We start from the raw sequence: 18797 nt of genomic DNA, 5'->3' as shown, positions 1-18797 counted from the left end.
CCGGTTGGGACGGGAGAGCCAGTTGGGGACGGGGTTTAGTGGCTTTTTGCAAGCAAAAAAGCCACTAAACCCCGTCCCCAACTGGCTCTCCCATCCCCAACCGGCTCTCGGCTCTAAATTACCATTCCAATCACATGTATGATCCATGCAGCAACCCAGGCAATCACACACTGCCAGATTACAACGCCGATAGCCCATCTTCTGCCAAGTTCTCTTTTGACAGAAGCAATTGCGGCTACACATGGTGTATACAACAGACTGAATACAAGGATGGAGGCAGCAGTTGCTGACGATAATACTGTGCTAATACTTCCTCCGAACAATACACCTAATGTTGATACAACACTTTCTTTGGCCATAAATCCGCTGATTAATGCAGTACAAATGCGCCAATCTCCCATGCCGAGCGGTTTGAATAATGGTACAAGCCATCCGGCGATAATTGCCAGCATACTGTCTGCGGAATCATTTACCAGATTCAAATGAACGTTAAAGCTTTGTAGGAACCATACGACAATTGTTGCCAACAAGATTACCGTAAATGCGCGCTGTAGGAAATCTTTTGCTTTTTCCCATAATAATTGCATTACGTTTTTTGCGCCTGGTAAGCGGTAATTTGGCAGTTCCATTACAAATGGGACCGGCTCTCCTTTAAACAATGTTCCATTGTATAAAAGTGCTATCAGGATTCCGACTACAATGCCTAACAGATATAAGCCGGCCATGATAAATCCACCTTTTCCAGGGAAAAATACGCTTACAAAAAAGGAATAAATTGGCAATTTTGCAGTACAGCTCATGAAAGGAGTCAGCAAAATCGTCATCTTACGATCTCGTTCACTTGTCAGTGTTCGAGTTGCCATAACAGCCGGAACTGTACAACCAAAGCCGATAAGCATCGGTACAATGCTTCGTCCGGAAAGTCCGATCTTACGTAATAATTTGTCCATTACAAATGCAACACGTGCTATATAGCCACTGTCTTCCATCAAAGAAAGGAAGAAGAATAAGGTTACGATGATTGGAAGGAAACTCAGTACGCTTCCAACACCTGTAAAGATTCCATCGATTACAAGGCTGTGGATTGCACTATTAACATGCGCTGCAGTCAATGCTGCATCTACGAGAGCTGAAATTTTATTAATACCAAGTTCCAATATCCATTGCAGCCACGCACCGATTACGTTAAATGTCAAGTAAAATACAAGTACCATTATTCCGATAAAACAAGGAATCGCTGTATATTTTCCAGTTAGGATACGGTCAATTTTTTCACTTCGGATACGTTCTTTGCTTTCTTTAGGTTTTATAACAGTCTGTTCGCATAAACGCTCAATAAAGTCAAATCGCATATCCGCAATCGCTGCACTTCTGTCTACTTCACGTTCGGTTTCCATTTGTTGAACGATATGTTCTAACATTTCTGTTTCATTTTGGTCTAATTTTAACTTTTCCAAAATCAGTGGATCGCCCTCAATTGCTTTTGTTGCCGCAAAACGTACAGGAATATTTGCGGCTTCGGCATGATCTTCAATCAAATGAATGACTGCATGAATACATCGATGTACAGAACCATCGTGGTCTGTCTTATCACAGAAATCTTGCCTGAGAGGATGCTCCTGATATTTTGCAATATGAATCGCATGCTTTATCAGCTCATTTACACCTTCATTTTTAGCGGCTGAAATAGGAACTACAGGGACACCTAATAAGGCTTCCATGCCATTGACATCAATCGCACCTTGATTTCCGATTACTTCATCCATCATATTTAATGCGACAACCATAGGAATGTCCATTTCAAGCAACTGCATTGTTAGATATAAATTTCGTTCAATATTTGTGGCATCCAAAATATTAATAATTGCCTTCGGTTTTTCGTCCAATACAAAATTACGAGAAACAATTTCTTCGCTGCTGTATGGTGACATGGAATAAATTCCAGGCAAATCAGTAACTTCTGTATTTGGATATCCTTTTATTGAACCGGACTTTCGATCTACTGTTACCCCTGGGAAGTTTCCTACATGCTGGTTAGAGCCTGTCAGTTGATTAAACAATGTTGTTTTTCCACAATTCTGATTCCCAACTAATGCATAAGTTAGCATTGTGCCGTCGGGCAATGGATTTTCATCTTCTTTGGAATGGTACTTTCCTTCTTCGCCAAGTCCGGGATGTGCTGAATCTTTAACACTTTCGATTCGCTTATGCTTCTGACTTCTTTCTTTGATTTCTTCAATCTCTATTTGAGCTGCCTCTACAAGTCGAAGTGTCAGCTCATAGCCATGAATCTGAAGTTCCATCGGGTCTCCCATCGGAGCCAGCTTTACTACGGTTACTTCGGCTCCCGGAATCATTCCCATATCGAGGAAATGCTGGCGAAGAGCACCTTCGCTGCCGACATTTTTGATGACTGCGCTCTTACCAATTTCAAGTTCTTTTAATGTCATATCTTATGTTCATCCTTTTATTTTAGATAGTTGTTGTTAATTTTTTCTCAATTATATCACCTTTTTTTAAAAAGTGAACTGATTTTTGATAATTTTTCTCATTTACATTCTAATATTTTATTTTTAACTTATCAGAACGACCTTGTTTTAAATCATATTTATGGTAAAATTTTTTATAAATAAAAATTTTACAGGAGGCATAACGATGTCTTTTATCAGCGTGTTTGATGTTATGGGGCCAAATATGATTGGACCGTCCAGTTCACATACAGCAGGTGCTGCACGTATTGCATTTCTTGCTCAAAAAATGATAACAGGTCCCTTAAAGCGTATTGAATTTATCCTTTATGGATCATTTGCAAAAACTTATCAAGGACATGGTACGGATCGTGCACTTCTCGGAGGAATTATGGGATTTTCTACCGATGATATGCGTATCCGCAATTCGTTTGAAATAGCAACAGAAAAAGGATTGGAATATATATTTACACCTAACGAAGAAGAAACCGATATTTACCCAAATACAGTGGATATCATTATGTTGAATCAGGCAGGTCAGCAAATGACAATCCGAGGCGAATCACTCGGTGGCGGGAAAGTCCGTATTTCCCAAATTAATCAAGTTGATGTAGATTTCACGGGTGAGTATAGTGCAGCTATTGTTATCCAGAAAGATGTTCCGGGAGTAGTTGCTTATATTACAAAATGTCTCAGTGACAGACAGGTGAATATTGCTTTTATGAGACTTTTCCGTGAGTCTAAAGGTCATACCGCATACACGATTGTGGAATCAGACGGTATACTTCCGGAAGATATTGCAGATACAATCCGGCAGAATAAACATGTACAAGATGTTATGGTTGTACAGATGTAATACAAATCAAGGAGAATAAAAATATGGACTTTAAAAATGCAAAAGAGCTTCTTAGATTATGCGAAGAACAAAATTTACCAATCTCCGAAATTATGCGTCAAAGGGAAATTCGGGTTGGAGAACGTGATGCTGCGGAAACAGATAAAAAAATGGATCGTGTCCTTGAGATTATGAAGGAGGCAGCATTTTCTCCTATACAACATCCAATCAGATCAATGGGAGGTCTTATCGGAGGAGAATCAAAAAAACTCTCGGAACACTTTGCAAGCGGGAATGGCTTATGTGGAGAACTATTGGAAAAAGCGATGATCTATGCTATGGCAACATTGGAGACAAATGCGTCTATGGGCTTGATCGTTGCATCCCCTACAGCAGGGTCCGCAGGTATTGTTCCGGGACTTCTTCTGGCATTTCAAAAAGTATATGAAATATCAGACGAAGCAATTCGTCAGGTTTTGTTTAATGCAGGTGCCGTCGGTTATCTTGCCATGCGAAATGCAACGGTTGCAGGTGCTGTCGGCGGCTGTCAGGCAGAGGTCGGGATCGCATCAGCTATGGCTGCTTCAGCAGCAGTTGAACTAATGGACGGGACGCCAAAACAATGTCTGGACGCGGCATCTACTGTTCTTATGAATATGTTAGGTCTGGTCTGTGATCCTGTCGGAGGACTTGTAGAATATCCGTGCCAGAACCGTAATGCAGCAGGGGTTGCCAATGCACTTATTGCTACAGAAATGACCCTTGCAGGTGTACCACAGCTCATTCCTTTCGATGAGATGCTTGAGGCAATGTATAAGGTTGGAAAACGGCTCCCGGCAGAACTAAGGGAAACGGCTTTGGGTGGTTGTGCTGCAACACCATCAGCATGCGAAGCATGTCATTTATGCCATTAATTATTCAAATACTAGGAGGAATTAACATGAAAACAATAACTTTGAACAACACAAACTTAAGCATTCCTGAAATAGGCATGGGATGTATGCGAATTGTAGAATTAGAAAATGCAGATGCAGTGAAAAGCTGGGTAGATACCGCATTGGAAAATGGAATCAACTTTTTTGACCATGCAGATATTTATGGGAAAGGAAGATGTGAAGAATTATTTGGACAGGTACTGACACCATCGTTGAGAGAAAAAATAATCCTTCAGTCAAAATGTTCTATCCGACCGGGAATAGCATTTGATTTTTCGAAAGAACATATTTTAAATTCCGTAGATGGCATTTTAAAACGTTTAAATACGGAGTATCTTGATATCTTATTATTACATCGTCCGGATGCTTTGATGGAACCAGAAGAAGTTGCAGATGCATTTCGTATATTAAAAGAAAGTGGAAAAGTACGTCATTTCGGAGTGAGCAATCAGACACCAATGCAGATGGAGCTTCTTAGTAAATATTGTGATGAGCCATTACTTATTAACCAGTTGCAGCTTAGTATCGCACACTGTCCGATGATCAATTCCGGAATCAATGCAAATATGTATAATGACAGTGGAATCAATCGTGATGGAGGCGTTTTAGAATATTGCCGTTTAAAAGATATTACGATTCAGGCCTGGTCTCCGTTCCAATATGGTATGTTTGAAGGAATCTTTTTAGGAAATGAAAAATTTGCAGAATTAAACAAGGTAATTGATAATCTTGCAGAGAAGTATAATGTGACAAACAGTGCAATCGCTGTTGCATGGATATTGCGTCATCCGGCAGGAATCCAGACAATTGTCGGGACTACAAACAAAGACAGGATTGCACAGATCAGTAAAGCTTCAGAGATACGTCTTACAAGAGAAGAGTGGTATGCATTGTACATGGCAGCAGGAAATAAATTGCCGTAAATCTAAAAGAGAGAATTTTGCGCGTTCATGATTGAAAAATATAGTAAAATCCTATGACTTATGTTAGACTTTCGTTATAAGAATTTACATTATAAAAAATAGAAAAAAGAAATAACAGGAAGGCGGAGTAAAGAGATGAAATGTCCATATTGTGGTCATCCGGATACAAAGGTAATAGATTCCAGACCGGCAGAAGAAAATAATGCAATTCGAAGAAGGAGAGCCTGCGATGTCTGTGGAAAAAGATTTACGACTTATGAGAAAGTAGAGACGATCCCATTAATTGTAATCAAGAAAGACAATAACCGTGAACAGTATAATCGTACGAAAATTGAAAATGGTATACTTCATGCATGCTATAAACGTCCGGTGCCGGCAGAACGAATTAAAGAGACGGTAGATGCAATCGAGCTGGCAATCTTCAAGCGAGAAGAAAAAGAGATACCAAGTCAGGAGATTGGCGAGATCGTAATGGAAAAATTAAAAGATCTCGATCCGGTTGCATACGTAAGATTCGCATCTGTGTATCGTCAGTTTAAAGATGTTAATACATTTATGGATGAGCTTAAGACGTTCTTAGAGTAATTCAATTGAGACAGACACATCAGGAAGGAGCAGTGATATTATGGGTGAAGTAAGAAAACATATTGTATTTCAAGGTCGGGTACAAGGTGTTGGATTTAGATATACTGCAAAGTATATGGCCCAGTCTCTTGGCTTAGTCGGATGGGTACAGAATGAATGGGACGGAACTGTTACAATGGAAGTACAGGGACGAGAAAATCTTATCAATAAATTGCTGGTCGGATTAAATCATGGGCGCTATATTGAAATCGAATGGATGGATGCGAAAGAGATTCCATTGGAAAAAGAATCTGGTTTTCGTGTGAGGTAGAAGGATATGCGTCAAAATGAAGCATTAGAGAAAAAAACACTTGGTCAAAAAACAGAAGACAGACTGATGAAATATATCTTGGATCGTCCAATTCAAATCGGTGAGAAGATTCCGAATGAGTATGCACTTACAGAGTTGTTTGATGTTGGGCGAAGCACGATCAGAGAAGCTGTGAAAGGTCTGGTGTCAAGAGGGGTTTTGGAAGTTCGACGAGGAGACGGAACTTATGTGATTAGTACCAGTTATATGGAAAATGATGTGCTGGGATTAGGAAGAATCCGAGATAAATATCAGCTTGCTTTGGATTTGTTTGAGGTTCGATTGATGATTGAACCAGAGGTTGTGACATGGGCATGCAAAAGAGCGACAGAGGAGCAGATTGATAAGGCAGAACAACTCTGTGACGAGATAGAAAAACTTTATAACCAGGGTGTGGATCATATCTATAAAGATATTGAATTTCATTGTTTTCTTGCCAAGTTAAGTGGAAATGTAGTAGTAGAACGATTATTGCCGGTTATAAATACAGCAGTAGTGACATTTGCAAACATCACATATCGTAGTTTGAAAAATGAAACACTCACAACACACAGGGCAATTGTGAAAGCATTGCGTACAAGAGATGCGGTAGGAGCAAGATGTGCAATGATCATGCATCTTACTTATAACAGACAGGTGATTATAGAATTGTTAGAAGAACGAAACAGAAATACATCTGATGTTTAAAATGAAAGAAAAACGTATTATAAAGATTAATAGTGAAAATATACAAAAATAGTGCTGTTATTATTGTGAACAGCATTATTTTTTTGCGCTTTTTGTGAAAAATAAAGTATATACATCACATGTATTGAAAGAAAAACAAGGCTTGTTATAATGAAGGCAAGTTCAGATAAGACGTCAGATTTGAAAAGCTGAAAAGGATATTTACAAAAGAAATTGATTGATGAAAATTTGAGGAGGAAAATGAAATGAGCGAATTTGTAGCATCACCGGAACGCTTGATCATAGGAGCGTTGCTTGGATTTGCAGTATTATTGTTTTTAATTATTAAAGTGAAGATTCAACCATTTATAGCAATTATGTCATCAGCATTGATTATTGGACTGGCGGTTGGAATGCCATTTGACATGATAACAGATACGATTGCTGAGGGCGTGGGGACAACACTTCAGACAATAGCTATTTTGATTGGTTTAGGGTCTATGTTTGGAGCTATTTTACAGGTGTCAGGAGGTGTAGAGGTCATTGCAGATACCTTGCTTAAAGTATTTGGTGAGAAAAAAGCACCATGGGCACTTGGAATCACAGGTTTAATTGTAGGAATGCCAGTGTTTTTTGAATCAGGATTATTGATTTTAATCCCCGTTGCATTTGGAATTGCAAGAAAAACAAAAAAATCGGTGTTCTGTTACTCAATTCCATTATTGGCAGGTCTGGCAATCGGACATGCATTTGTACCACCGACACCGGGACCTGTTCTTGTAGCGGAAATGTTAAATGTAGAACTTAGTTATGTAATCATGCTTGGAATCATTATTGGAATTCCTGCAATGATCTTAGCAGGACCAGTCTTTGGTAAATTTGCCGGAAATAAATTCCACTGCGAAGTACCGACATCTTATCTTGAAAACGAAAAAGAAGCACATGAGAAGGAAAATGGAAAAAGACCAAACTTCTTCTTGATTGTCAGCATTATTTTGTTACCACTGTTTTTGATCATTTTAAATACATTATCATCTGTGATTCCATTTATGAAACCGGTACAGCCTGTACTTGAGTTCTTAGGAACACCGGTAATCGCATTACTCTTATCTACTATTTGTGCAATGCTGTTTTTAGGATTACCTGGAGGATTCGGAATCACAGAAATTACAACAGTAATGACAAATTCATTACATTCTTGCGGAAATATCATTTTGTTAATTTCAGGTGGCGGAATGTTAAGATTTATTCTTCAAAATTCCGGTATAGGAGAAGTATTTGGAAATTTCGTAGGTTCTTTGCCATTACCAATGGTGCTGGTAGCATTCCTTGTAGCAGCGGTTGTAAGAATTTCTGTCGGTTCAGCAACAGTTTCAATGACGATGGCAGCAGGAATTATCGCATCTATGCCTATGGTAGCAAATTTAACACAGCTTCAGCTTGCTACACTTACAATCGCTATCGCAGCAGGCGGAACAGCGTTCAGTCATGTAAACGATTCTGGATTCTGGCTTTCAAAGTCATTATTTGAGGTAGATGAAAAAACAAATTTAAAAACTTGGACAGTAATGGAAACAATTGTTGGATTAGTTGGAATCGTAGGAGCTACAATTGTATGGTTTATTGTTTCATAGGAACCTTGTCGAAAAATTGTAACAGTTGATAATAGGGAAAATGGGTAGCAGAACAGAAATACCCAGGATAGGAGAATATATCATGGAATTAAAGAGTCAGGAAATGCGTAAATTAGCACCAGAGTTAGATCCCCTTCGTATTGGTACAGGTTGGAAAAAAGAGGATTTGGATAAAGTACAGGTAATGGTAGAAAGCACATATGGAGACAGCCATCCCGGAAGTGGTCATTTAAATATTTTAGTAGAAGAAGTAAGAGCAGGTGTTGCTGAAGAAGGTGGGTTTGGAGCAAGATATTTCTGTACAGATATTTGCGATGGAGAAAGTCAGGGAACTGATGGAATCAATTATAGTCTGGCAAGCCGAGAGATGATTGCAAATATGATCGAGATCCATGCAAATGCAACACCATTTGATGCAGGTGTATATCTTTCGAGCTGTGATAAAGGAGTACCGGGAAATCTGATAGGCCTTGCACGTGTGAACATTCCGTCTGTTGTTGTTTTGGGAGGAACAATGAATGCAGGACCAGAGATGCTTACATTAGAGCAGCTTGGAATGTACAGCGCAAAATATGAACGTGGAGAAATTGATCAGGAAAAACTGGATTGGGCAAAATGCAATGCATGTCCAAGTTGCGGTGCATGTTCATTTATCGGAACTGCATCTACAATGCAGATTATGGCTGAGGCACTTGGTCTGGCCTTACCGGGAAGCGCATTGATGCCTGCAACCAGTCCGGATCTGCTTGCATTTGCAAGAGAGGCAGGACGTCAGGCAGTGCGACTGGCAACAATGGAACATATGCTTCCATCTGATATCGTGACGATGGATAGTTTTGAAAATGCAATTCTGGTTCACGCAGCAATTTCAGGAAGTACAAACTGTTTATTGCATATTCCGGCAATCGCACATGAATTTGGAATTGAAATCACAGGAGATACATTTGACAGATTACATAGAAATGCAAGATATCTGTTAGATATCCGTCCGGCAGGAAAATGGCCGGCAGAATGCTTCTATTATGCCGGTGGTGTGCCTGCAATCATGGAAGAAATCAAAGAACATCTGCATTTGGACGCTATGACTGTAACAGGCAAAACACTTGGAGAAAACCTTGAGGAATTAAAGAAGAATGGCTTTTACGAAAAATGTGATAAATGGTTGCAGAAATTTAACAAACGTTATAATGTAAATGTAACGAAGGAGGATATTATCCGTCCGTATGATAAAGCAATCGGAACAGATGGAAGTATCGCTGTTCTTCGAGGAAACCTTGCACCGGAAGGCGCTGTAATCAAACATACAGCATGCCCTAAAGAAATGTTCAAATCCGTGCTTAGAGCAAGACCGTTTGATAGCGAAGAAGAATGTCTGGATGCAGTATTAAAACACAAAGTGCAAAAAGGAGACGCTGTATTTATCCGATATGAAGGACCAAAAGGAAGCGGAATGCCGGAAATGTTCTATACATCAGAAGCAATCAGCAGTGATGCAGAGCTTGGAAGAAGCATTGCATTAATCACAGATGGTAGATTTTCAGGTGCTTCTACAGGACCGGTAATCGGACATTGTAGTCCGGAAGCGGTTGAAGGCGGTCCGATTGCACTTGTTGAAGAAGGTGATTTGATTGAGATTGATGTGATGGAGAGAAAACTCAATATTATCGGAGTCGCAGGGGAAAGAAAGACGATGGAAGAAATCAATGAGATTCTGAAAGAACGTCGCAAGAACTGGAAACCGAAAGAATTGAAATATAAAACAGGCGTTTTAAGAATGTTTAGCCAGCATGCAACAAGCCCTATGAAAGGTGCATACCTTGATTTTTAAATAAGAATTGTTTCTAAGGAAGGTACCTTTGTGGATAAAAGAAAGGAAACGAATGAAATAGGTGGAGTCTATGAGAAAAATAAAAAAACATCGATTTATTACGATGGGGGAAATCTTACTTAGATTGACTCCCCCTGATTATGAGGAAATAAGACAGGCAAGCAGATTTGATGTCATATACGGAGGAAGTGAGGCAAATGTTGCATTATCCCTCGCAAATTTAGGCGCTGATGCATCTTTCTTTACAATCGTTCCGGACAACAGTCTGGGTAAAAGTGCAATTCAAATGTTGAAAATGTATGATGTAAATTGTGAATCTGTGATATATTCAACAGCAGAAGAAACACCGACGCATCGACTGGGAACATATTATTTAGAAACCGGATATGGAATTCGCCCAAGTAAAGTTATTTATGACAGAAAAAATAGTGCAATCACAGAGTATGATTTTGGAAAAATTGATTTTGAAAAATTATTAGATGGTTATACTTGGCTGCATTTGAGTGGGATTACGCCTGCACTTGGAGAAAAATGTCAGGGCATCATTTTAAAATGCATGGAAATTGCAAAAGAAAAAGATATGGTAGTCAGTTTTGATGGAAACTTCCGAAGTACACTTTGGAGTTGGGAAGAGGCAAGAGCATTTTGTACGAAGTGTCTTCCATATATAGATGTTTTGTTTGGGATTGAGCCATATCATTTATGGAAAGATGTGAATAACCATGAGCTGGGAGATGCGAAAGATGGATTATCTTTGCAGCCGAATCTGGCAGAACAAGATGAGGTATTTCAGAAATTCTGTCAGCAGTATCCAAATTTAAAATGTATTGCAAGACATGTAAGATATGCACATAGTTGCAGCGAAAATAGTCTGAAAGCATATTTGTGGTTAGATGGAAAGACTTACGAAAGCAATCAGTTGCGTTTTCAGATTCTAGATCGTGTCGGCGGTGGGGACGCCTTTGTAAGTGGGGTCATATATGCACTTATGAATGGATATTCGCCGGAAGATACAGCGAATTTTGGTGTCGCAGCAAGTGCTGTAAAACATACAATTCATGGTGATGGTAATATTACAGATGATGTTTCATTAATTAAACATGTGATGCAAATGAATTTCGATATTAAAAGATAATGCGAGAAAGGAAAATTAAGAAATGAAAGAGTTATATGAGCAGTTTCATAAATTGGGTGTTGTGCCGGTAGTTGTTTTGGATGAAGCAAAAGATGCAGCTCCACTTGCAAAAGCACTGGTAGAAGGCGGACTTCCTTGTGCTGAAGTTACATTCCGTACAGAAGCGGCAGCAGAGTCCATTAAAGTAATGACACAGGCTTATCCGGAAATGTTAGTCGGAGCCGGTACAGTATTGACAACAGAACAGGTAGATGAAGCAGTAGCAGCCGGTGCAAAATTTATTGTAAGTCCGGGCTTTGATCCAGAAGTTGTAGATTACTGTCTTGCGAAAAACATCCCTATCCTTCCGGGATGTGTAACTCCGTCAGAAGTTGCACAGGCAGTAAAACGAGGTTTAAAAGTTGTGAAATTCTTCCCGGCAGAACAAGCCGGAGGACTTGCTATGATCAAAGCAATGGCGGCTCCATATCATCAGTTAAAATTTATGCCGACAGGTGGAATCAATCCAAATAATATAAAAGAATATCTTGCATTTGATAAGATACTCTGCTGTGGAGGAAGTTGGATGGTAAAAGGAGAATTTGTAAAGTCAGGTGACTTTGAGAAAATCAGGGAGCTTACAAGAGAAGCGAAGGAGTTGGCTGGAGTTTCTATTTAGTTCACTGGGTGACAATACGTTCCTTGCAAAAAATTGATATAAGAATTCTTGCTCAGATTCCATGAGCGGGTGACACATAAGAGCGTAAATTTTTGCTAAAAGCAAATGAATTTGAACTCAAACTTGCTGCTACGCAGCTTCGAACACGTTCGTTCAAATTCATTAACACAAAAATTTACGCTCTTATGTGTCACCCGCTCACTCCATATTCGCACGAATTTCTTATATCAATTTTTTTGTAAGTAATGTATTGGCTCAAGTTGTGAAGTAAATAGAACGCAAAGGATATTTTTGGGGGCTGTCGTGAAGTAAATAGCAACTTACTTCTTAATCGCCTGCTCCACCTGCTCAACTGGCATCTTCAAAAGAGAGGCAATTTTTTCGACATCCTTGATAGTATCATATAAATTTTTAATAATCTGTGTTGTAATTTGCTCGGTCACTTGTTCAGTCACTTGTTCAGTCACTTGTTCAGTCACTTGCTTAGTTACTCGTTCTTCCTGTTCTTTAAATTCATCTGCCATTAATTCTCTTAATGCTTCGCACATACTTTCCTTTACCTCCTTTACTGCATTCCAATTAGCTCTTGTTATTACATTCATTGCAGCTTGATATAATTTTGAAGCTTTATTCTTTTCATATTCTTTTAAAAGCGTTGTGATTTCTTCAGGTTTGCTTACATCATTACGTAAACTTTGGAGCCAGCGGTTTTCATTTGGATTTAATTCTTTGGTTACTAACAATTGAATGGGAAATGGATCACCTGTTATATAGTAGATGCCGGGTCCTATGCGAACTGTATCTAATTTACGAAAGTCTTTTAAATGTTGAATCATCTTTCTGGGATAATGGTTGCAAATAAATGTGATTGTTAATTCCTCAGGCGGAATTTTGTACACTTCTTCTGTATCAGATTGGTAAAAGCAGCAATAACCATATACTTTGTAAAAATCATTGATAGTCAAATAATCATCCGGACTTTTGTATTCAACAATGTTATAGCGCCTGAAAATCCTTCCAATATTCTTATGGATAACTTCGTTTCCTGTTACTTTAATAATTAGCTCATCCATTTGCATTGGCTTTTTTGACAGTAGATGTTCGGAATCAAAAGTCAGTTTTTCGGCTTCATCTTTAAATTCAATTTGAATAGATGCATGAAATGCAGGGTGCCATTGGATGATATCTTTCGTACTTCCTTTCATTTAAGTCTCCTTTCATTATAGAGTTTTCAATTAACTAATGCAATGACAAAGAGACAATAAAAATAATTTGAAATTTTAGCAAGATTACTTTTTGTGCTTCGTGTGACTGGCAATGGTTAAGATGTCATTATAACATTAGTTTTTCAAATCGGATTATGTTTCGAAAATTGAAACCCGAGATGAGAGCCTATTGGCTTAGAAATATCCAGAGAAAAGAAATTCTCTGAAGATGTGCATTTACTATACCATGAATGAAAAGGAGTGTAAAGAAGAAATATAAAATTTGACAAACCATTTGCAGAATGCGTATAGTAGATATATTGAGATGTGAAATTAAAAGAAAAATTACAATTAAAAGGAGTAAAAATCAAATGATACGATTCAATAACGACTACAATCAGGGAGCGCATCCAGCAATTTTATCAGCACTTCAGCAGACGAATGAGACTTCCTATGCCGGTTATGGTGAGGATGAATGGTGTGAAGCGGCAAGAAAAGAAATCCGTAAATATCTTGGAGAAGCAGACAATGAAATTTACTTCATGATTGGTGGAACACAGGTGAATTATACTGTTATTACAGCAGCACTTCGTCCGTATCAGAGTGTGATCAGTGCGGATTGCGGACATATAAATAACCATGAGGCAGGTTCGATTGAGCATACAGGACACAAAGTGCTTATTGTTCCGGCTGAAAATGGAAAATTAACAGCAAAATCAATCGCAGATGAAGCGGCAAAATACTATGAGCATGGGGAGGCTGAATATTTGACTCAGCCGAAGATGGTATTTCTTTCATCCCCGTCAGAGTTTGGAACTACATATAAGAAAGAAGAATTGATGGAAATTCGTAAAGTATGCGATAAATATGGAATGTATATGTATGTTGACGGAGCAAGAATGGGATATTGGCTTACTTCTGATGAATGTGATGTGACACTTGCCAATCTGGCAGAGGTGGCAGATTTGTTTTACATAGGAGGAACAAAATGTGGTGCTTTGCTAGGAGAGGCACTTGTAATTATAAATCCTAAGTTAAGAGATCACTTTAAGACATATATGAAGCAAAGCGGTGGAGTTTTAGCAAAAGGCTGGCTTTTAGGTCTTCAGTTTTATGAATTGTTTAAAGATGGTTTATATTTTGAAATTACAAAGAAGGCAAATGAATTTGCAATGATGATGAAAGCGGCTTTTGAAAAGGCTGGAATGTCTTTTTATATTGAGAGTGGTACAAATCAGCAGTTTGTGATATTAACAAAAGAACAGGCTGAGAAGCTGGCTGAAAAATTTGTGTTTGAGTTCAGTCATGATGTAGATGAAAATCATGTGTGTGTGCGTTTCTGCACAAGCTGGAGTACGACAGAAAATGATGTAAAAACGCTGGTAGAGGCTATTAAAACAATTGCATGTTAGCAATGCATAAAAATTAAATATTTGTAAAAGCACGCAAAAAATCTTTGAAAATCGGGAGTATTTCCCGATTTTTTTATTACATAGGAAATTGCATTTCCTATGTAATAAAAAGTCGCCGGCAGGATGCACACTACGACGTACAATGAAGATGTCGCAGGCGTCAGAATGTGCCGGGGCATATATTTTGTTCTAGGCAATACAATTAACAATTCAGGAAATAATCTCCTGAAAATACTTGATCATTTCCAGGGCAGTAGGATTCAGCTGTGCATGTTTCAGATAGCAAAGATAGGTACGGCTATATATTTCCGGGGAGAGTGGTACTAAGGTGAGACCGCTTTGCAAATCTGAGGAAAATGATGTATAAAAATGTCGGTCTGTCAGCAAGGAAACGCCCATATTCTGTGCTACAAGGTCAAAGATGGAATCCAGACGTTTACACTCGATTGCGATGCGTGGCTCAAAGCCAGAAGCGTGACAAAGAGATGTGAACAGCTGGTGCAGTAAAGTGCCATGATTTAACACAACAAAATCATCAGAGGCTAGTTCTTCCAGGCGGATACTTTTTTGAGAAGCCTTTGGATGACCGGATGGCAGCAGGATACAGAGCTGATCTCTGGTATAGGGGATTTTTTCAAAAAGTTCTGGATCAATCGGATGAAAGGAGCTGTCTCGAAGGAAAGCAAGGGAACACTTCTGATGGAGTAATGCTTCAGACAGGTCGTTTGTATCACCTTCTAGAATCTGAATGATTTTCTGTGGATGTTTTTTTCGAAAATCTACAAGCATATCGGTGATACGGTACTGTACCATGGAAGGAATCACGCCAAGAAGAAGTGTCTGTGACTCAGTCTGGATTTTCTTATCCAGTTCTTCCTGAAAAAGCTGCTCATTTTTCAGAATTGTACGGGCATATGGGAGCAGACACTCTCCATATGGTGTCAGAGAAACTTTTCTGGTGCTTCGATGAAAGAGGGAGACACCTAGTTCTGATTCCAGTTTTCTTATATGTTTGCTGAGGGTAGACTCGTTCATAAACAAAAGCTCGGAAGCTTCCCAGAAGTTCTGTGTTTCTGCCAACGTCAGAAATTCTTTTAAATTCGTAATATCCATGCTGAGGATTCCTTTCATTAATTCCAAAATCGACTTAATTCTAGTAAAAATCGAATTGTCTGTCAAGAGAAGCAGATGATAAACTGTAATCTGCTGAGAGCACAGGATTCTTGGGAATATTCGATAGAACAACGTGTTACTGAGAAAAACAAATACAGAAAATAAAATTTTTATAGGAATAAGGAAGGAGTAAAGGAAAAATGACAAAAGTACATGATCTTCGTTCAGCAATTGAATTTCTGGAAACAATTCCGGGACAGATGCTGACATCAGATACAGAAGTTGATCCAAATGCGGAGGTTTCTGGAGTATACAGGCACATAGGAGCCGGTGGAACTGTTGCACGTCCAACAAAGGAAGGACCGGCTATGTTATTTAATAAGGTAAAAGGATTTCCAGATGCGAGAGTATCCATCGGTATGCTCTCCAGCCGAAAAAGAGTGGGATTATTGCTTGATACAGATCAAGAGTTTCTAGGGAAATATATGGGTGAAAAACTGAAAGAAACAATCCCGCCGATAATGATTCCGGAGGGAAAGCATATTGACTGTCAGGAAGTGATTCATTATGCAACAGATCCGGACTTTGATCTTCGTACCCTCGTTCCGGCACCGACTAATACACCGGAAGATGCCGGTCCATATATTACAATGGGGCTGTGTATGGGAACCGATCCGGAAAATGGAACAAGTGACGTAACTATTCATCGGTTGTGTATCGAATCAAAAGATGAACTGGGTATGTGGATTACTCCGGGTTCTCGGCATCTGGGTGCATTTTTTGAAAAATACTGTGCCTTAGAAAAAGATATGCCGATTTCTATCTCTATCGGTCTGGATCCTGCTGTATATATGTGTGCCGGATTTGAGGCACCAACTACTCCGCTGGGATATAATGAACTGCAGATTGCGGGTGCATTGCGTGGAGAACCGGTAGAACTGGCTAATTGTGTAACCATTCCGGAAAAATGTATTGCAAATGCAGAATATGTCCTGGAAGGATATCTCTGCCATGATAAGACAATTCGTGAAGATATTAATTCTAATACAGGGAAGGCAATGCCGGAATTTCCAGGATACACAGGGGAGGCAAAACCATCACTTCCGGTCATCAAGATCACTGCAGTGACACATAGAAAGAATCCAATCATGCAGTCTTGTATCGGACCGTCCCATGAACATGTATCCATGGCCGGAATTCCTACAGAAGCTTCCATTATATCGATGGTAGAGCGTGCTATGCCGGGACGACTGCTGAATGTACATGCTGCACCATGTGGTGGTGGGAAATTTGTGGCAATTCTTCAGTTTAAGAAAAGTTCAAAAAATGATGAGGGACGTCAAAGAAATGCTGCCATGTTGGCATTCTCTGCATTTTCAGAGTTAAAGCATGTATTTCTGGTGGATGAAGATGTGGATATCTTTGATATGAGCGATGTGATGTGGGCGATGACTACAAGATTCCAGGCAGACGTAGATATGATCCCGATTCCAGGCTGCCATTGTCATGTGCTGGATCCGTCCAATGATAATGCGCTGGATCCGTCTATCAGGGTTCATGGAATTGCCTGCAAAGCAATCTTTGATTGTACTGTTCCATTTGATCAGAAAGAAAATTTTGTCAGAAGTCAGTTCCTTGAGATTGATAAAGAAAAATGGGCAAAGGAACTTGATTTTTAATGACGAAAGAGGAGGAAGAGAGAAATGCCGGTAGGTGTGATTATTGATGCTGTTGCCGTGATTATCGGTGGTATTGTAGGTGCTGTTGTGGGTAAGGCACTAAAAAAAGATTTTGTAGATAATATGAATTTGATTCTGGGTTGCTGTTCCATGTGTATGGGAGTCAGCACGATCATTTTGATGGAACATATGCCAGCAGTGGTGTTTGCCATCATTCTGGGAACCGGACTTGGTCTGGCAGTTCATTTTGGGCAGCTGATTAACAAAGGTGGTCTGGCTATGCAGAAGGTTATGAGCAAATGTGTAAAAACTTCTTCGGATGTGCCACAGAAGGAATTTGAAGCGACGTTAGTAACATGTATTACTCTGTTTTGTGCCAGCGGAACTGGTATCTATGGATCCATTATTGCAGGAATGTCCGGTGATCATAGTGTACTGATGGCAAAAGCAATCCTGGATCTTTTCACCGCTGTAGTGTTCGCGTGCACCCTGAGTATGGTGACGGCGGCAGTAGCGGTTCCACAGTTTATTATTTTTTTGATTCTGTTTTTGCTGGGAGCTCCGATTTATAACGGATTGGAGCTGGGAACAAATAGCTATATCATCAACGATTTTAAAGCTTGTGGTGGATTCATCATGTTGGCAACCGGATTCCGTATGTGTAAGATCAAGATGTTTCCGGTAGCGGATATGATTCCGGCCATGGTTCTGATCTTCCCGATTGCTGTTTTCTGGAATGATTATGTAACACCGGCGGTAAATGCGCTTGCAGGACTGGTGCACTGATGAGAAGACTTGTTGTAGGAATCAGTGGAGGAAGCGGGATTCCTCTGGCAGTGGAGCTGCTTCGTCAGCTTCGCTGCGTAGAAGATATAGAAACACATCTGGTATGCACCAGAGGCGGAGAAATTACTGCGGCGCAGGAGTCAGAAATGTCTTTGGAGGAAATCTGTGGTCTTGCAGATGTGATACATGATAATAAAGATATTGGAGCAAGTATTGCCAGTGGCACATTTCATACAGAGGGGATGGTAGTGGTTCCATGCAGTATGAAGACCGTAGCAGGAATCTGTTCTGGCTATACGGATAATCTGCTTTTACGCGCTGCAGATGTCACACTGAAGGAGCGGAGAAAATTAGTGCTGGTTGCAAGAGAGTGCCCATTGAATACCATTCATCTCAGAAACATGTATGAACTCAGCCAGATGGGAGTAGAGATTCTGCCTCCGATGTTGACTTATTATAACCATCCACAGAGCCTTGAGGACTGTACTCGACATATTGTTGGAAAAATTCTGGACAGGTTTGGAATAGAAGGAAAAGATTTTAGGAGATGGAATGGGTGTGTAGAAAAATAAAAGGAGTGTCGTAG

Annotated in this window: 17 protein-coding genes; 14 read left to right on the top strand and 3 right to left on the bottom strand. The window is 39.6% G+C overall.

The features are described from left to right. Positions 1 to 113: 113 nt before the first annotated feature. The gene (feoB, locus tag D8Q48_RS07465) at positions 114 to 2450 is read right to left on the bottom strand and encodes a ferrous iron transport protein B (protein WP_121056097.1); all 2337 of its coding nucleotides are present in this window, start codon (positions 2448 to 2450) and stop codon (positions 114 to 116) included. A 205-nt stretch (positions 2451 to 2655) separates the two neighbouring features. On the opposite strand from feoB, the gene sdaAB reads away from it, so the two are divergent. The 10 genes from sdaAB to D8Q48_RS07415 all read left to right on the top strand — a co-directional run bounded on the left by sdaAB (position 2656) and on the right by D8Q48_RS07415 (position 12016). Beyond that, complete coding sequence (gene sdaAB / locus D8Q48_RS07460) at positions 2656 to 3324, top strand: L-serine ammonia-lyase, iron-sulfur-dependent subunit beta (RefSeq protein ID WP_117991856.1); 669 nt, start codon at positions 2656 to 2658, stop codon at positions 3322 to 3324. 23 nt (positions 3325 to 3347) lie between these two features. Continuing rightward, complete coding sequence (sdaAA, locus tag D8Q48_RS07455) at positions 3348 to 4217, top strand: L-serine ammonia-lyase, iron-sulfur-dependent, subunit alpha (protein WP_117991855.1); 870 nt, start codon at positions 3348 to 3350, stop codon at positions 4215 to 4217. A gap of 26 nt (positions 4218 to 4243) precedes the next feature. Next, positions 4244 to 5161 carry an aldo/keto reductase gene (locus tag D8Q48_RS07450; RefSeq protein WP_121056095.1) on the top strand — a complete coding sequence of 306 codons (918 nt, stop codon included), beginning with the start codon at positions 4244 to 4246 and terminating at the stop codon, positions 5159 to 5161. 135 nt (positions 5162 to 5296) lie between these two features. Further along, positions 5297 to 5746 (top strand): transcriptional regulator NrdR, encoded by a 450-nt coding sequence (gene nrdR, locus D8Q48_RS07445; protein WP_117991853.1) that lies wholly within the window; start codon positions 5297 to 5299, stop codon positions 5744 to 5746. Between the two features lie 40 nt (positions 5747 to 5786). Beyond that, positions 5787 to 6056 carry an acylphosphatase gene (locus tag D8Q48_RS07440; protein ID WP_022075153.1) on the top strand — a complete coding sequence of 90 codons (270 nt, stop codon included), beginning with the start codon at positions 5787 to 5789 and terminating at the stop codon, positions 6054 to 6056. Between the two features lie 6 nt (positions 6057 to 6062). Next, complete coding sequence (locus D8Q48_RS07435) at positions 6063 to 6782, top strand: FadR/GntR family transcriptional regulator (RefSeq protein WP_121056093.1); 720 nt, start codon at positions 6063 to 6065, stop codon at positions 6780 to 6782. Between the two features lie 245 nt (positions 6783 to 7027). Further along, positions 7028 to 8395, top strand: a complete 1368-nt coding sequence (locus D8Q48_RS07430) for a gluconate:H+ symporter (protein ID WP_118688927.1) — start codon at positions 7028 to 7030, stop codon at positions 8393 to 8395. 82 nt (positions 8396 to 8477) lie between these two features. Then, on the top strand, positions 8478 to 10223 hold the full coding sequence (ilvD, locus tag D8Q48_RS07425) for a dihydroxy-acid dehydratase (RefSeq protein ID WP_117991850.1): 1746 nt from the start codon (positions 8478 to 8480) through the stop codon (positions 10221 to 10223). Positions 10224 to 10293: 70 nt separating this feature from the next. Further along, a complete protein-coding gene (locus D8Q48_RS07420; RefSeq protein WP_121056091.1) occupies positions 10294 to 11358 on the top strand; it encodes a sugar kinase in 1065 nt (354 codons plus the stop codon). Between the two features lie 22 nt (positions 11359 to 11380). After that, positions 11381 to 12016 carry a bifunctional 4-hydroxy-2-oxoglutarate aldolase/2-dehydro-3-deoxy-phosphogluconate aldolase gene (locus D8Q48_RS07415; protein ID WP_117991848.1) on the top strand — a complete coding sequence of 212 codons (636 nt, stop codon included), beginning with the start codon at positions 11381 to 11383 and terminating at the stop codon, positions 12014 to 12016. Positions 12017 to 12336: 320 nt separating this feature from the next. Here the strand turns inward: D8Q48_RS07415 and D8Q48_RS07410 are convergent, their stop codons facing one another. Continuing rightward, positions 12337 to 13221: a 3-isopropylmalate dehydrogenase gene (locus D8Q48_RS07410; protein WP_121056089.1), complete on the bottom strand. Its 885-nt coding sequence runs from the start codon at positions 13219 to 13221 to the stop codon at positions 12337 to 12339. A 371-nt stretch (positions 13222 to 13592) separates the two neighbouring features. Here D8Q48_RS07410 and D8Q48_RS07405 point away from each other — a divergent pair, with 371 nt between their 5' ends. Beyond that, complete coding sequence (locus D8Q48_RS07405; protein ID WP_121056087.1) at positions 13593 to 14633, top strand: aminotransferase class I/II-fold pyridoxal phosphate-dependent enzyme; 1041 nt, start codon at positions 13593 to 13595, stop codon at positions 14631 to 14633. 210 nt (positions 14634 to 14843) lie between these two features. Here the strand turns inward: D8Q48_RS07405 and D8Q48_RS07400 are convergent, their stop codons facing one another. Next, on the bottom strand, positions 14844 to 15746 hold the full coding sequence (locus tag D8Q48_RS07400) for a LysR family transcriptional regulator (RefSeq protein ID WP_172696972.1): 903 nt from the start codon (positions 15744 to 15746) through the stop codon (positions 14844 to 14846). A 200-nt stretch (positions 15747 to 15946) separates the two neighbouring features. Between D8Q48_RS07400 and D8Q48_RS07395 the strand changes: the two genes are divergently transcribed. From D8Q48_RS07395 to D8Q48_RS07385, 3 genes are read left to right on the top strand one after another with little or no spacing between them, the layout of a single operon-like run. Further along, entirely contained in the window at positions 15947 to 17425 is a 1479-nt protein-coding gene (locus D8Q48_RS07395) for a UbiD family decarboxylase (protein WP_117991843.1), read from the top strand. Between the two features lie 24 nt (positions 17426 to 17449). Next, entirely contained in the window at positions 17450 to 18211 is a 762-nt protein-coding gene (locus tag D8Q48_RS07390) for a DUF554 domain-containing protein (protein ID WP_121056085.1), read from the top strand. Continuing rightward, on the top strand, positions 18211 to 18783 hold the full coding sequence (locus D8Q48_RS07385) for a UbiX family flavin prenyltransferase (RefSeq protein WP_121056083.1): 573 nt from the start codon (positions 18211 to 18213) through the stop codon (positions 18781 to 18783). The genes D8Q48_RS07390 and D8Q48_RS07385 overlap by 1 nt, the downstream gene beginning before the upstream one ends. Positions 18784 to 18797 lie beyond the last annotated feature (14 nt).

The sequence above is a fragment of the Ruminococcus sp. B05 genome, from assembly GCF_003628495.1.
In the GTDB taxonomy this organism is placed as follows: Bacteria; Bacillota; Clostridia; order Lachnospirales; family Lachnospiraceae; genus Schaedlerella; species Schaedlerella hominis.
The sequence above is the reverse complement of the archived record's forward strand: the minus strand, read 5'-3'. Positions and strand labels throughout refer to the sequence as shown.

Excerpts from the sequence above, each read along its gene's own strand:
- D8Q48_RS07400 (WP_172696972.1), bottom strand. The coding sequence starts at position 15,746 with ATGGATATTACGAATTTAAAAGAATTTCTGACGTTGGCAGAAACACAG.
- D8Q48_RS07450 (WP_121056095.1), top strand. The coding sequence starts at position 4,244 with ATGAAAACAATAACTTTGAACAACACAAACTTAAGCATTCCTGAAATA.
- D8Q48_RS07430 (WP_118688927.1), top strand. The coding sequence starts at position 7,028 with ATGAGCGAATTTGTAGCATCACCGGAACGCTTGATCATAGGAGCGTTG.
- D8Q48_RS07395 (WP_117991843.1), top strand. The coding sequence starts at position 15,947 with ATGACAAAAGTACATGATCTTCGTTCAGCAATTGAATTTCTGGAAACA.
- D8Q48_RS07410 (WP_121056089.1), bottom strand. The coding sequence starts at position 13,221 with ATGAAAGGAAGTACGAAAGATATCATCCAATGGCACCCTGCATTTCAT.
- feoB (WP_121056097.1), bottom strand. The coding sequence starts at position 2,450 with ATGACATTAAAAGAACTTGAAATTGGTAAGAGCGCAGTCATCAAAAAT.
- D8Q48_RS07390 (WP_121056085.1), top strand. The coding sequence starts at position 17,450 with ATGCCGGTAGGTGTGATTATTGATGCTGTTGCCGTGATTATCGGTGGT.
- D8Q48_RS07405 (WP_121056087.1), top strand. The coding sequence starts at position 13,593 with ATGATACGATTCAATAACGACTACAATCAGGGAGCGCATCCAGCAATT.
- sdaAB (WP_117991856.1), top strand. The coding sequence starts at position 2,656 with ATGTCTTTTATCAGCGTGTTTGATGTTATGGGGCCAAATATGATTGGA.
- D8Q48_RS07385 (WP_121056083.1), top strand. The coding sequence starts at position 18,211 with ATGAGAAGACTTGTTGTAGGAATCAGTGGAGGAAGCGGGATTCCTCTG.
- sdaAA (WP_117991855.1), top strand. The coding sequence starts at position 3,348 with ATGGACTTTAAAAATGCAAAAGAGCTTCTTAGATTATGCGAAGAACAA.
- D8Q48_RS07415 (WP_117991848.1), top strand. The coding sequence starts at position 11,381 with ATGAAAGAGTTATATGAGCAGTTTCATAAATTGGGTGTTGTGCCGGTA.
- ilvD (WP_117991850.1), top strand. The coding sequence starts at position 8,478 with ATGGAATTAAAGAGTCAGGAAATGCGTAAATTAGCACCAGAGTTAGAT.
- D8Q48_RS07440 (WP_022075153.1), top strand. The coding sequence starts at position 5,787 with ATGGGTGAAGTAAGAAAACATATTGTATTTCAAGGTCGGGTACAAGGT.
- D8Q48_RS07420 (WP_121056091.1), top strand. The coding sequence starts at position 10,294 with ATGAGAAAAATAAAAAAACATCGATTTATTACGATGGGGGAAATCTTA.
- D8Q48_RS07435 (WP_121056093.1), top strand. The coding sequence starts at position 6,063 with ATGCGTCAAAATGAAGCATTAGAGAAAAAAACACTTGGTCAAAAAACA.
- nrdR (WP_117991853.1), top strand. The coding sequence starts at position 5,297 with ATGAAATGTCCATATTGTGGTCATCCGGATACAAAGGTAATAGATTCC.